14 protein-coding genes and 1 tRNA gene are annotated in these 13,195 nt (G+C 35.5%); 6 read left to right on the forward strand and 9 right to left on the reverse strand.

The annotated features are described in order from the left end of the window. Positions 1–116: 116 nt before the first annotated feature. The 3 genes from K319_RS0118025 to K319_RS0118035 all read right to left on the reverse strand — a co-directional run bounded on the left by K319_RS0118025 (position 117) and on the right by K319_RS0118035 (position 2,222). The gene (locus tag K319_RS0118025; protein ID WP_027384878.1) at positions 117–935 is read right to left on the reverse strand and encodes an undecaprenyl-diphosphate phosphatase; all 819 of its coding nucleotides are present in this window, start codon (positions 933–935) and stop codon (positions 117–119) included. 79 nt (positions 936–1,014) lie between these two features. Beyond that, the gene (locus tag K319_RS0118030) at positions 1,015–1,320 is read right to left on the reverse strand and encodes a DUF3098 domain-containing protein (RefSeq protein WP_027384879.1); all 306 of its coding nucleotides are present in this window, start codon (positions 1,318–1,320) and stop codon (positions 1,015–1,017) included. 2 nt (positions 1,321–1,322) lie between these two features. Next, complete coding sequence (locus K319_RS0118035) at positions 1,323–2,222, reverse strand: cell division protein FtsX (RefSeq protein ID WP_027384880.1); 900 nt, start codon at positions 2,220–2,222, stop codon at positions 1,323–1,325. Between the two features lie 162 nt (positions 2,223–2,384). On the opposite strand from K319_RS0118035, the gene K319_RS0118040 reads away from it, so the two are divergent. After that, positions 2,385–3,377, forward strand: a complete 993-nt coding sequence (locus K319_RS0118040; RefSeq protein ID WP_051230789.1) for a DNA topoisomerase IB — start codon at positions 2,385–2,387, stop codon at positions 3,375–3,377. Between the two features lie 47 nt (positions 3,378–3,424). On the opposite strand, the gene K319_RS0118045 is transcribed toward K319_RS0118040, so the two are convergent. Continuing rightward, a complete protein-coding gene (locus K319_RS0118045) occupies positions 3,425–4,909 on the reverse strand; it encodes an NAD(P)H-hydrate dehydratase (RefSeq protein ID WP_027384882.1) in 1,485 nt (494 codons plus the stop codon). 118 nt (positions 4,910–5,027) lie between these two features. On the opposite strand from K319_RS0118045, the gene mscL reads away from it, so the two are divergent. After that, positions 5,028–5,402 (forward strand): large conductance mechanosensitive channel protein MscL, encoded by a 375-nt coding sequence (gene mscL, locus K319_RS0118050; protein ID WP_027384883.1) that lies wholly within the window; start codon positions 5,028–5,030, stop codon positions 5,400–5,402. A 29-nt stretch (positions 5,403–5,431) separates the two neighbouring features. Here mscL and K319_RS0118055 read toward each other — a convergent pair whose 3' ends face one another. From K319_RS0118055 to K319_RS0118070, 4 genes are read right to left on the reverse strand one after another with little or no spacing between them, the layout of a single operon-like run. Further along, the gene (locus K319_RS0118055; protein WP_027384884.1) at positions 5,432–6,280 is read right to left on the reverse strand and encodes a GLPGLI family protein; all 849 of its coding nucleotides are present in this window, start codon (positions 6,278–6,280) and stop codon (positions 5,432–5,434) included. A gap of 33 nt (positions 6,281–6,313) precedes the next feature. After that, the gene (locus K319_RS0118060) at positions 6,314–7,153 is read right to left on the reverse strand and encodes a GLPGLI family protein (protein WP_027384885.1); all 840 of its coding nucleotides are present in this window, start codon (positions 7,151–7,153) and stop codon (positions 6,314–6,316) included. A 56-nt stretch (positions 7,154–7,209) separates the two neighbouring features. Further along, a complete protein-coding gene (locus K319_RS21205; protein WP_051230791.1) occupies positions 7,210–9,282 on the reverse strand; it encodes a M56 family metallopeptidase in 2,073 nt (690 codons plus the stop codon). Further along, positions 9,282–9,641, reverse strand: a complete 360-nt coding sequence (locus K319_RS0118070; protein WP_027384886.1) for a BlaI/MecI/CopY family transcriptional regulator — start codon at positions 9,639–9,641, stop codon at positions 9,282–9,284. The genes K319_RS21205 and K319_RS0118070 overlap by 1 nt, the downstream gene beginning before the upstream one ends. A 223-nt stretch (positions 9,642–9,864) precedes the next feature. On the opposite strand from K319_RS0118070, the gene K319_RS0118075 reads away from it, so the two are divergent. The 4 genes from K319_RS0118075 (at position 9,865) to K319_RS0118090 (ending at position 12,455) form a co-directional block, all read left to right on the forward strand. Then, positions 9,865–9,940 (forward strand) — tRNA-Met (locus K319_RS0118075). 117 nt (positions 9,941–10,057) lie between these two features. Next, positions 10,058–10,669, forward strand: coding sequence for an L-threonylcarbamoyladenylate synthase (locus K319_RS0118080; RefSeq protein ID WP_027384887.1), 612 nt, complete (start codon positions 10,058–10,060; stop codon positions 10,667–10,669). Positions 10,670–10,740: 71 nt separating this feature from the next. Next, positions 10,741–11,502 carry a peroxide stress protein YaaA gene (yaaA, locus tag K319_RS0118085; RefSeq protein WP_027384888.1) on the forward strand — a complete coding sequence of 254 codons (762 nt, stop codon included), beginning with the start codon at positions 10,741–10,743 and terminating at the stop codon, positions 11,500–11,502. 2 nt (positions 11,503–11,504) lie between these two features. Beyond that, positions 11,505–12,455, forward strand: a complete 951-nt coding sequence (locus tag K319_RS0118090) for a N5-glutamine methyltransferase family protein (RefSeq protein ID WP_027384889.1) — start codon at positions 11,505–11,507, stop codon at positions 12,453–12,455. A 57-nt stretch (positions 12,456–12,512) separates the two neighbouring features. Here K319_RS0118090 and K319_RS0118095 read toward each other — a convergent pair whose 3' ends face one another. Beyond that, positions 12,513–13,172, reverse strand: coding sequence for a rhomboid family intramembrane serine protease (locus K319_RS0118095; protein ID WP_027384890.1), 660 nt, complete (start codon positions 13,170–13,172; stop codon positions 12,513–12,515). Positions 13,173–13,195 lie beyond the last annotated feature (23 nt).

Below are 13,195 nucleotides of genomic sequence, written 5' to 3' on the forward strand. Positions count from 1 at the left end.
TGGAGCTCTTTTTCTTTTTTTGGCTAAAAAAGAAAAAAGCGGGAACGGAAGACGGAAAAGCTGCCACTAAAATATTAAATTGCTTTCAACGAAGTCAAATAGCTGCCCAAATAATTCTATTTAAAAAAATAAAAATAGACCAACAAAGCTATACCTACGAAAATACGATACCAGCCCCAAGGTCGGAAACCATATTTGTTAAGCAAAGCGATAAAAGATTTTATAGCGATCCAGGCTACAATAAAGGCTACAATATTTCCAACTATGAAAATTAAAATATGATTCTGGGATTGCAAAATCATTTCGTAACCTTTCATTGGATTCGGTGTCTCCTTTCCCCAGGTTTTTACAAAAACAGAATAGACCGTAACCGCCAACATTGTAGGAACGGCCAAAAAAAATGAAAATTCGGCAGCGGCTTTTCTGGATAAGCCTTGCGCCATTCCTCCAATGATGGAAGCCGCACTTCTACTCGTCCCGGGCATCATTGCGAGACATTGCCAAAAACCTATCGTCACAGCTTTTTTGATGGATATTTCTTTCTCATCATGAACAATGGGATTTTTGAACCAATTGTCAGCAAACAACAATACCACACCTCCTAAAACCAAAACAGATGAAATTGCAATTTGATTTCCCAGAACAGATTCTATGGCATCATCCAAGAAAAAACCAATGATCAGAGCCGGCATCACGGCAAAAGCCAATTTGTAATAAAACTGAAGATTACTGAAATCGAAGAACTTTTTCCAATAAGCAACAACCACGGAAAGTATTGCGCCAAACTGGATCGAAACCTGAAACATCTTCAAAAATTCGGTTTCTTCCAATCCCATAAGGTTTGCAGCAAACCCCATGTGTGCCGTGGAAGAAATTGGTAAATATTCCGTAAGTCCTTCTACGATCGCAATGATAATTGCTTTTATCAAATCCATAGTTTGTTTTTATTTTTACTAATAAAAAACTTTGCCCCGAGTTACCAGGACAAAGCTGTTATTTTTATTTAAATTAAAATTAATCTTTGTTTCTTTTCAGAATTGCAACCACTTGAACTACAAAACCTGCAATCACCAAAAATGGTGCAAGTCTTATTCTTCTAAATGAGAAAATTTCCTCATTCCAATAATTCGGGTCAAATTTCCCTTCCGGAGTCGTATTTGCATCTGCACCCATCATCAGCAGGAAGCCTAAGAGAATCAATCCTAATCCGATCAACATCAATTTGAAATTCTTATTTCCAAAATAGAACGTCTTTTTCTCGACAGTTTCAGTTGTCCCGAACTGGTCTGCAGAATATTTATTTTTTGCTTTTTTTGCCATTTTTAAGAGTAATATAAATCATCCACGTTGCTACGCAAGAATCTCCAGGTTGCAAAGATAGTACTTGCAATGGTAATAAAAACACCCACGAAAAGAATTATCAAAACAAGATAGACATATTGGGTGGTATCCTGCACAAACGGAGTCCCGATCTGATTGGTAAAGTAATACCAAATACCTCCCAGAGCTAAAATCCCTATAAATGCACCAATCAATCCAAGAACCAGAGCTTCCCTGATAAAAGGCATCAAAATAAATCTCCTTTTTGCGCCCACCAGCTGCATTGTTTTGATAATGAATCTTTTAGAAAAAATCTTCAGTCTGATAGAATTATTGATCAATACAATCGCTACAATCAAGAATAAAATTGAAAATGCCAAGATCCAGGTCAATATCCTGTTCAGGTTGTTATAAACGTCAATTGTCAGCTTATTATCATTGGCCACATCTTTCACACCTTCAATAGCTTTTAGCTGGGCAACAACACCATCTATTTTGGCAGGATCCACAAACTCCGGTTTGAGAGTAACCTCTACAGAAGCTGGAAAAATATCTTCCTCGAAAAGTGCATCGGAATCAATTCCCAATTGTCTTTTCGCAATTACGGAAGCTTCCTGTTTAGAGATATATTTCGCTTGTTTCACATAATTCTGCTGCTTGATCTTTGTAAAAGTCTCTTCCTGGAATTTAAGTGTTTTCGCAGAGTCTCTTGGATCAAGATACTCATCAAAGTAAGCTTCAACCACAAGTTGCTCTTTGATATAATCCGAATATTTTTGAGCATTGATCAATATCAATCCAAATAATCCCACAAGGAATAAAACCAGTGAAATACTGATGACCACAGTAATATTACTGGATCTAAGTCTGCTTTTATTAAAATCGTCTACGGTCTTTGGCATCAAAAAAATTTTTGCTAAAATAGAAATTTTCGTTTAATAATCGGCTTTGGTCTCTGTTAATAAAATCATAAAACAAGCCTAAAGGACCCAATCTATTAAGTATCCTTATAACGTCCAAATCGGCATTTTTCTTGTTTAGATAAATTTATCAAATCAAAAATTATGAAACTCTTACGTCAAACTTCGGGGAAAAATGTCTTCTACATCAATCAAAATAATGAGAAACTCAAAGACAAAGAAAAAATAGACTACATAAAGTCACTTGTGATCCCGCCAGCCTGGACAGATGTAGAGATCACAACCAATAAAAGAGCAAAGATATTAGCAGTGGGCCGTGATCAAAAAGGCAGGAAGCAATATATCTACAATCCAAAATTCCGGGCTAGAAAAGATGCTGATAAATTTGACAGGATCCTACATTTTGCAGAAAATCTCGAACATATGCGCCGCGTCACAGGGCAACATCTCCGCAAGAAAAAAATGTCCCGTGAAAAGGTGATGGCTGCGATGGTAAGACTTCTTGACTCAGCCTATTTCAGGCCCGGAAGTCCAAAATATACTCAGCAAAACAAAAGTTATGGGTTAACGACGATCCGCAAAAAGCATTTGACAATCGAAGGTGATGAGATGATTTTTTCTTACAAGGGAAAATCGGGAAAATTTCAGGAAAAACATGTTATCAATTCGAAATTATCAAAAGTAATTGCCCAGCTTGAAGAATTACCCGGCTACAGACTTTTCAAATATTACGATGAAAACGATGAATTGATCATGGTGGAAAGCCAGGACCTGAATCAATACATCAAAGAAGTAATGGGAGAAGAATTCTCTGCGAAAGACTTTCGTACCTGGGCAGGAACGATGATCGCCGCCGGAATCCTGGACGAACTCGGGATCTGTGAAAAACAGCAACAAAAAGAAATGAAAAAACGAATCCGAAATGCTATTGTTGCCGTTTCCGAAAAATTGGGAAATACACCTGCTGTCGCCAGAGATTCCTACATTGACCCAAGAATTTTTGAGCATTACAAAAATGGGCAGACTATCCATTACTTTCAAAAAGAGATCAAAAAACTTTTGAAAAAGAACGAAAATCTTTCAGAAACAGAAATTGGCGTTTTGCATATGTTGAAATCTAAAGTAAAAGCTTCGTGAGCCTCAGCCTGACAGTTTGTACAATTCCCTTTACTTATCCCAAAATATCAATTTGATAAGTATTTGAATACATCTCCTATTTTATTGATCAGATCCGTTGGTAGCATTGCCTCTGTCGAGAATTCTCCAGCAGCAAAATCGCCCGCTTTGCCATGGAGCCAAACTCCGAAAAGGCAAGCATCTTCGATTTCATATCTTTGAGAGATCAATGATGTTAAAATCCCTGTCAGTACATCGCCGCTTCCACCTTTTGCCATCCCTGCATTGCCTGTGATATTGTAAAACACTTTTTTTTCCGGTGTGACCACTGCTGTATGATGATCTTTCAGAATAATAAAAATCTGTAATTCTTCCGCTTTTTGTTTTGCTAATTCTAATCTTTGAAAAGAGTTTTCAGTTTTTCCAAAAAGCCTTTCGAACTCCAAAGGATGCGGTGTAATGACCGAGTTTTTTGGAATTAGATTTAATTCCTGACTTTCAGCTAAGATATTAAGTGCGTCCGCATCCAAAACAACTGGATCGGTATAATTTTCAATAAATTCCAACAAAGCTTTTTGTGTCTCTTTTTCTTTCCCCAAACCAGGTCCTATTCCGTAAACCGCCTTTTCCTGAATTTCGATTTCAACAACGTGATCTTCTCCGGAATCGATGAACATAGCCTCAGGAATTTGAGATTGGAGAACCATATTTCCACATTTTGGTGCAATAATAAAAGTCAGTCCACTGCCAGTTCTGAGTGCTGAAAGAGTCGACATCAAAACCGCCCCGATCTTACCATAACTTCCGCCAACCAAAATACTTTTCCCGTAAGTGCCTTTATGACTGTATTCTTTCCGAGGTTTGTAAATGTTTTTGATCAAAACTTCATCAATTACAAAATAATCGGTTTTTGCCTCATTGATAAAATCTTTATTAAGGCCAATATCTAAAACTGTGATCCTCCCACAAAATTTCCCGGTTTCCGGATGAAGAAAACTTCTTTTGTAAAACTGAAAAGTCAATGTGAAATCTGTTTTGAAAACCGTAGAATGTTCATTAATTATTTTGTCCGCAAAAAGTCCGGTCGGAATGTCAATAGATATTTTAGGAGCCTGAGTTTGATTTAATTTTTCAATTAAGTTTTTAAAATCATCAGACAATTCCCGATTCAATCCATAACCGAATAGAGCGTCAATAATCACTGATCCTCTATTATTCTCAAATTTAGAAAAACCCTTGATTCCTATTCCGCTGATCTTCTTTATTCTATCAAGATTAATTTTGGAATCATCAGAAAACTTAGAATTATTTTCATCAATAAAAACATCCACATCAAATCCTTTCTCATAAAGCATCCTTGCGATTGCAAATCCATCACCACCATTGTTCCCGTTTCCACAGAAAATCGAGAAGCCTTTATTTATCTTAAAATTGATCTCTATCCAATCTGAACAAGCTTTTGCAGCCCTTTCCATGAGATCAATGGAAGAGATTCCTTTTTCAATGGTAACAGAATCGGCTTGCTTGATTTGGGTTGATGAGAGGATTTTCATTTCGGGTTGATTACATGATCATCAAATTTAGTCAATAAATTTATTTTGGAATATTAACGAATAAACTATTATAAATAAAAAAAAGCTATTTTTGTTTATAACAATAAAAAAAACAACTATGGGATTTGTAAAAGAATTTAAAGAATTTGCTTTCAAGGGCAATGTAGTAGATCTTGCAGTCGGTGTTATCATTGGAGGAGCATTTGGTGCAATTGTAAAATCGTTGGTAGATGATGTGATCACGCCGCTTTTACTTACTCCGGCCCTGGAGGCTGCGGGTGCAGAAAACATCAAAGAATTGGCCTGGAACGGTGTTACTTATGGAAATTTCCTTTCTTCTGTCATCAGTTTCCTGGTGATCGCATTTGTTTTGTTCTGGATCATCAAATTGGCTAACAAAGTTAACAAGAAACCGGAAGAAGCTCCTGCTGGACCATCATCTACAGATGTTCTATTAGCAGAAATACGAGATGAGCTTAAGAAAAAATCATAAAAAAAATCGCCACAAATTGTGGCGATTTTCTATTTTAACAGGTCTAATTCTAAGATGTTATTATTCTTTTTCATACGCTCTTGTACTATTTTTTCTTGAGATCTTACATAATCCTGACCTCTTATTTCTTTTCCAGAATCATCAACCATATAAGCTTGTCCGCTTAATGCTGCTTTCTTAAAATTCGCTAATGGGTCCTTCCTGTAATTTTTATAAATCGTTTGATATTTTGTATAATTAACAGGGATTGGTTTTTCGAATTCAAAAGCGAAAATATCTCTTTCAAAAACATTGTTTTTAATTCCCTTCAGCTCCATCTTGTGAAAGCCCGATTTATCTTCAATTCTCACAATAAGACCTGGTAACCCATAGAATTTATAAGGTCCATCCTGGATTGGAATTTCTGTTGAAAACCAAGCAATCCAATGTCTCCCTGCAAAATGAGCTTCAGCTTTTTGAACATTCCACTCTCCTACTTTTTCTTTATCTGGTAAAATCTTCCAATTAATTTTAACTTGTTGGTCAGCATTATAAAGTGTCATATCCAACGAAACAATATGATTGATTTTAAAATCGGGATAAGATTTCAGAACTTTATATCCAACCACACCTTGTTTTCCAGACATTTCTACTGGATTGTCACTGTGAGCTGCCATATTCTTTTTGAATTGAGCATCCATTATAGAATCGTTCTGGAAAACATATTCACTGTAATATTTGGAGCCTTTTTTATCAATATCCAAAACCATTAATTCTGATTTTTTGGTTTCCAAATCTGTTGAATCTGTCTGGAACTGATAATCGTAATAAAATCTTTGGTTTTGAGAGAATACAAAAACAGAAAAAAAAAGGAAAATGGATAAAAATAGTTGTTTCATAAGCCGGTTATTAATCATTGATTTGAATTAATTTTATTTAGCAATATCAAGTTCAATTCTGTTATTATCTTTCTTGATTTGAGCCTTCAAACGGTCTTCCTGCTCTTTGGCAATCTTTGTAGAAGTTCCATCTTTCCCTGTCAGCACGATCGATGTTCCGCCCATCTGAATTTGTTTGATTCCTTTTGTTGGGTCATTTTCATATTCTTTCAAGACTTTTTGGAATTGTTTGGAATTGACAGCTATTTCTTTTGCTTCCCAAACATTGATATCCATATCGCCAATTATATTTTTAATTCCTTTCAATTCTAATTTGTGAGAACCTGTTTTGTCTTCAATTTTGACAATTAACCCTGGTAAACCGTAGAATTTGTAAGGTCCGTCTTGAATCGGAATGTCTGTAGAAAACCAAGCTATCCAATGTCTGCCAGCAAAATCTGTTTCAGCTTTTTGAGTATTCCATTCTCCGATTTTTTCTTTTTCTGATGAGATTTTCCAATTGATTTTTCTGTCTTCAGAAATATTATATGCATCCATTCCCAATTTTCTGTGAAGATTCGTTTTATAATCAGGATAAGTTTTGGTTACAGAATATCTCACATTCCCTTTTCGCATATCCGATTTTACATTGATTGAACCTGTCGCCTTCAGCTGTTGTTCCAAGTCTGCTTTCATCAAAGAATCTGAATTAAAAACCGTATAGCTATAATATTTGGAACCATCTTTTGTAGTATCCAGAAACATCATCTCCGTTTTGATATCGTCCAAATTGGTTGAATCTGAAATGAACTTGTATTCATAAATAAAACGTTTGTTTTGAGCAAAAGCCAGAATCCCAAAAATCAGGAATAAATTAATTAATAGTTTTTTCATAATTATAAGTATTAAAAAAGCCGGCGGACCGGCTAAATGTTATGAATGTAAGTTGTTTATTTTGTAGTAACTTCAATTTTTCCAGTCCCGTTTGTTTTGAAAACGTTCACTGATGAAATAGTGCTTGGTTCAACTTTTTGAAGTTCAGATCTATCAACTTTTTTCCCATTGATGTAAACTGTTGTATTGTCCAGCGATTTATCAAGAACAACAACTTGGTTTGACCTGTTGATTCTTTGTGGTGGCGTAATATCTTTGTTATAGACCAATGCTTTCGGAGAATCCAGGTTAGAATTAAAACTGATTGTCCAAGGATTGTTCTGGCGCATCTCTTTGTTCAGTTCGCGTTGTTTTTCCTGTAGCTTCTTCTGTTCTTCCATCAATTCTTTCTGTTTTTCCTGGAGCTGCTTTCTCTTTTTCTCCATTTTTTTTAATTCTTTTGGAGATAATTTGGATTTAGCTTCATTAAAGAAATTATCATCAGAAAACTTAAAATTGAAATTAGTTGTCAAATCCTTGACTTCCGGAAAATCACTTAAATCGAAACCATAAGCTACAGTTCCATCAGTAAAAGAATCTTTTCCATATTGGTCTTTTATCAATTTCTGGAACTCAGCTTCCGAATAGATTTTCCCATATTGCTCAGAAGCTTCTTGCGCTTTTTTCTGTGCATCCTGAATCATTTTCTGAAACTCGGGAGAATTGATCTTGATCTGCATTTTCTCAGCTTGTTCCTGTGCATTTTTCAAATTCTTTTGGAACTTGGGGGACCGCATCATTCGCTCTGCTATTTTTGCTTGCCTATCAGCATCAGCAATTCTTTTTCTGAACTCTGGAGAATTGACCATTGCTTCAGCATTCTTCGCAACTTTATCAGCATCAGAGATTCTTTTCCTGAATTCGGGCGAATCATACATCCTTGCCATTTCTTCCGAATGCTCTTCCAAGCCTTTGATATTTCTCCTATAATTATCAGAGTTTACAACATCGTCCATTTGGGCCGCAAGAGATTCCATTTCATTTTCCAAAGCTTTATATTCAGGCGAATCCTCTTTTTTAGCTTTTTTAAGTGCCGATAATGCTTTGCTTTTTTCGGCCATTTTTTTGCTGATTGCCGACATCTTCAGATGGTCTTCCTGTAAAGCTTCGGAATATGCTTTTGTTTGTCCCTTGTGATCGCTTACCAAACTATCAAACTTTGGCCGGATCGTATCCATTTTGATTTTTTTGACCGCGATCTCTATCGCTTTGTTCGTTTCTTTGATTTCCTTGTTTTTAGCATTTACCATATAGGCAAACACCATAAAAAATAAGATCGGTAACGCAAATAACTTGCGTGCATAGCTGTACTTGGTTTGATTTTTTGTAATCATTGTAAGTCTTTTTTTGAGGTTAGATGATAAAAAAGGACTTGTGACAGGTAAAACCGAACCTGAGAAATGACTCTCCAATAACATCTGCGCAAATGCTTTTGTGTCCGATCTTTTAACTGCTTTTTTGTCCGCCAAGTATTCGTGAATAAGATTGATTTCTTTGTTGATAAAGTAGAACACGGGATTGAACCAGAAAACAGATTTCGTCATCTGCATCAGGAGTTTGTCCCAGCTGTGTTTTTGTTGAATATGTACCATCTCGTGCTTCAGGATCTGCTGTCCGACAGGCGAATCCAGCTGAATCGACTGCTTCCAGAAAAGATTTCTAAAAAATGAGAAGGGAGCATTGTTTAAGTTGGTCTGATAAAATTTGATTCCCTCGATTGTTTCATTCGGGAATTGTTTTTTAATAGATTGGATTCTTAGGATTCCGACAATCAACCTAATTAAAAGAATGATTGAAACCACTCCAATAACTGTATAAAAAACCGAATAAATAGTGATATCATAGTCTGTAGTTGTTTGTAGTTGATTTTGATTGAGCTGACTAAGCAGCAGATACAAGTTCTTATTGGTCTCTATCGTAAAATAGGAAACCTTTATAAGTGGCAGAACCAGGCTTATAATAACGGACAACAAAAGGTAAAACCGATTGTAATGATGGAACGTTTTATCCTTGAGAAACAAAAGATAATAAGCAAACATCACTGTTGAGCAGAGAATCATTTTGCCAAAATACAGTAGCATTGGTTCCATTATTCCTTGTTTTTAAGTTCGTCTAATAAAAGTTCCAAATCTTTCACACTGATTTCGTTTTCTTCTACCAAAAATGAAACAGCATTGGTATAAGAACCTTCGAAATAATTCTTAACCAGGCTTCTGATAGACTTTCCGCTATAATTCTCCTTACTGATCAAAGGAAAATATTCGTGTTGTCTTCCAAAAGTTTTGTAGTTCACAAATCCTTTTTCCATCAAGATCTTCAGAATCGTGGAAATCGTGTTGGTATGCGGTTTTGGCTCGGGAAACAATTCTAAAACGTCTTTTAGGAATCCTTTCTCTATCTGCCAAAGGTATTGCATTACCTGTTCTTCTGCTTTGGTTAACTTATTCATATTCTTTCACTTTAAAAACAATCAATCTTATATCACTAAAAACTTAGTAATACAAATGTAGGATTAATTTTGATTTGTACAACTATTTTTTTAGTTAAAAGAAGTTAAAAACCATAACCTACTGATTCATAGAGTTAAAATTTATCAGTTACCAGTTATTTTTAAAATATTTACAATTATGCTTGACTTGTAAAGAAATTGCCGTATATTTGCAGAACAATATCGCGAGGTAGAGCAGTAGGTAGCTCGTCGGGCTCATAACCCGGAGGTCGCACGTTCGAGTCGTGTCCTCGCAACCAAATTATGAGAATCAATTTTTTGATTCTCTTTTTTATTGAACCCTTTCATAGTTTCAAACTATGAAAGGGTTTTTAATTCGTAATAAAAAGTCTTTAAATAAATTTGTACCTTTGATCATGGCAAAGATCTTAAAAATATACCCGCAAAATCCGCAAGAAAATTTAATAGACGAAGCCGTAAAAGTCCTTCAAAACGGCGGAGTTATCATTTATCCTTCGGATACGATTTATACGATTGGTTGTGATATCTATAATCACAAAGCAATGGAAAGGCTCGCTCTGATAAAAGGAATCAAGATTGACAAGCAAAAATTTTCAATCATCTGCAACGACCTGAGTCATCTCTCAGAATTTACAAAACCGATAGAAACATCTACTTTCCGTTTTTTGAAAACGCATTTACCCGGTGCATTTACATTTATTTTGGAAGCGAACAGAAATCTTCCGACAGCCTACAAAGGGCACAAAACAGTTGGTATCAGGGTTCCTGACCATATTGTCCCACAATTGATCGTGGAGAAATTGGGTCATCCGATCGTTTCCACTTCTATCCACGATGATGATGAGATCTTGGAATATTCTACAGACCCTGAGCTGATCGCTGAAAAATATGACAAACTGGTTGACATCGTCATTGATTCTGGTTACGGAGACAACGTGGCTTCAACAATTGTAGATTTAACTTCCGGGGAACCGGAAATCATCAGACAAGGAAAAGGAGTTCTTTAATTCAAGATTCAAAGTTTTTTAATAAGTCTTCGAGGACCTCAGACTGAAAAAATATCAACTGACATAAAAAAATGAAATTTATAACATCGCCTGCCAAATTGATGAACGTAGAAAATTCTACAGAATTTTTAAAAAGCACGACTCCTAAATTCATCAAGGATTCAGAATTCATCCAATCTTTTTTAAAAGAGAAGTCTCCTAAATTCCTGGCCGAACTGATGGAAATCTCTCCAAAACTGGCAGACGATAATTGGGAAAGGAATCAAAAATGGACTTCGAAACCAACCGCCAAAAACTCAGCACCAGCAATGTTTGCTTTCACAGGAGAAGTTTACAGAGGTTTGGATGCGCCAACTTTGGACAAAAACGCGGTTGATTACCTTCAGAAGAATTACAGGATTTTATCCGGACTTTACGGACTTCTGAAGCCTTCTGACAAAATAATGTTATATCGATTGGAAATGGGAAGGCCTTTTCAATTCGGTTCTTACAAAAATATTTATGAATTCTGGACAGATAAAGTGACGGAACAATTGAATTCTGAACTTAAAAAAGGAGAATTGGTCATTAATCTTGCGAGTAATGAATATGTAAAAGTTATCAATCGTAAAAAGCTGAAAGGCCAAGTAATTGATTTTGATTTCAAACAGATACAACCTGACGGAAAGTTGAAAACGATTGTGGTTTATACTAAACACGCACGAGGTTTGATGCTCCGTTTTTGCGCTGAAAATCAAGTTCAGACCTTGGATGAACTCAAAGCTTTCAATTATGAGAATTATCTTTTGGACGAGAAATTATCAACCGAAACTAATTTGGTTTTTACAAGGTAACTATGAAACTTTCTGAAATCAAAGCTATTTTCCAAAACGAACTTTCCGAGCTTTATTCTAAATCAGAAACAGAAGAATTATTCTCTATTTTTTGTGAACACTTTCTTGAACTGAATAAAATCGAGTTGAGACAAAATCTTGATAAAGATCTACCTGAAATCGATTCAAAAAATTTTTCAAAAGTTATTTTGGAACTGCAAACGGGAAAGCCTTTTCAGCAAATCCTTGGCGAAACCGAGTTCTATGGAATGAAATTTTTCATCAATGAACACGTTCTGATCCCAAGACCGGAAACGGAAGAATTGCTGGAATTAGCGATTGGGAAGATCCAGGAGAAAAGAAAAAAGAATCAAATTATTGATATTGGGCAATTCGAAGGGCTTCGAGAGCCTCAGCCTGACAACACTGATAGTTTTGATCAATCGGACTCTATAACTCTCGGACTCTCAAACACTTCACTCAAAATATTAGATATCGGAACAGGGAGCGGAATTATCCCGATTGTTTTGAAGAAATATTTTCCGGAAGCTCAAATTTTTGCCATTGATATTTCTGAGGATGCTTTGGATGTCGCTAAAAGAAACGCCAATTTTCATAAAACAGAAATCAAGTTTATCCAAAAAGACTATCTGAATGAAAAACTTGATGACACCTATGACATTATTATTAGCAATCCGCCTTACATCGGAATAGAAGAAAATATTGAAATTGAAGAATCGGTAAAAGGTTTCGAACCAAATATTGCATTGTTCTCTCCTACTTCCGATGCTTTGATTTTTTACAGAAAAATTGCCCATGATTCTATAAAACACCTTTCCGAAAACGGAATGCTTTTCCTGGAAATTAATCAGAAATTAGGAAAAGAAACTTTGGATCTGTTTCAACATTTTTCCGAAGCTGTGCTTTTGAAAGATATTTCCGGTAATGACAGAATTATTTTTGTGAGGAAATAAAAATCTACACCTTCAATAGATTTGACTAAATCAGTCTCCTCTCCAGAAAAGATATTTTTATCCGATTCTCTTTTTCACGAAAATCTCGTAAGCCAAATACATGAGGGGCAATGCCATAATACCGATATAAAACGCATTTTGCATTGCAAGCTCCGGAAAGATAGCAACACCATAAACCAATCCGAAAAAAGCCCCCCCTAGATGCGCAGCATGACCAATATTATCATTCATTCTTGGATTCAGCATCATATAAACAGAATAACCAAAATATAATGCTCCGAAAATAAAACCAGGAATAGCAACAGGGATAAAGAGAATGCCTAGTCTTATATTGACAGGATCTAATATCACAGCTGCAAAAATAAGCCCAGAAACCCCTCCACTAGCACCAATTGCGGAATAGAAAGGGACATTTCTGTAATGATATAGACAGAATAAATTCCCAAGAAGAATAGAACCTAAATATATGATCAGAAATCCAACAACCCCAAAAACTTGTATTACAAAAGGACCAAATGCATAAAGAACGTACATATTAAGAATCAAATGCAGCCAATCTCCGTGAAGAAATCCTGCAGATAACAACCTTATATATTCTTTTCTTCTTTGGATAGAACCGACTTCAAACTTATATTTTTGGAATAATTCCGGCTGTTGAAATCCAATGTAACTTGTGACACAAGTGATCACTATTATAATTAATAAAACGATGTTCATTATATTTTAAGTTTTTCAAGCTA

It is taken from the genome of Epilithonimonas caeni DSM 17710, from assembly GCF_000426465.1.
In the GTDB taxonomy this organism is placed as follows: domain Bacteria; phylum Bacteroidota; class Bacteroidia; order Flavobacteriales; family Weeksellaceae; genus Epilithonimonas; species Epilithonimonas caeni.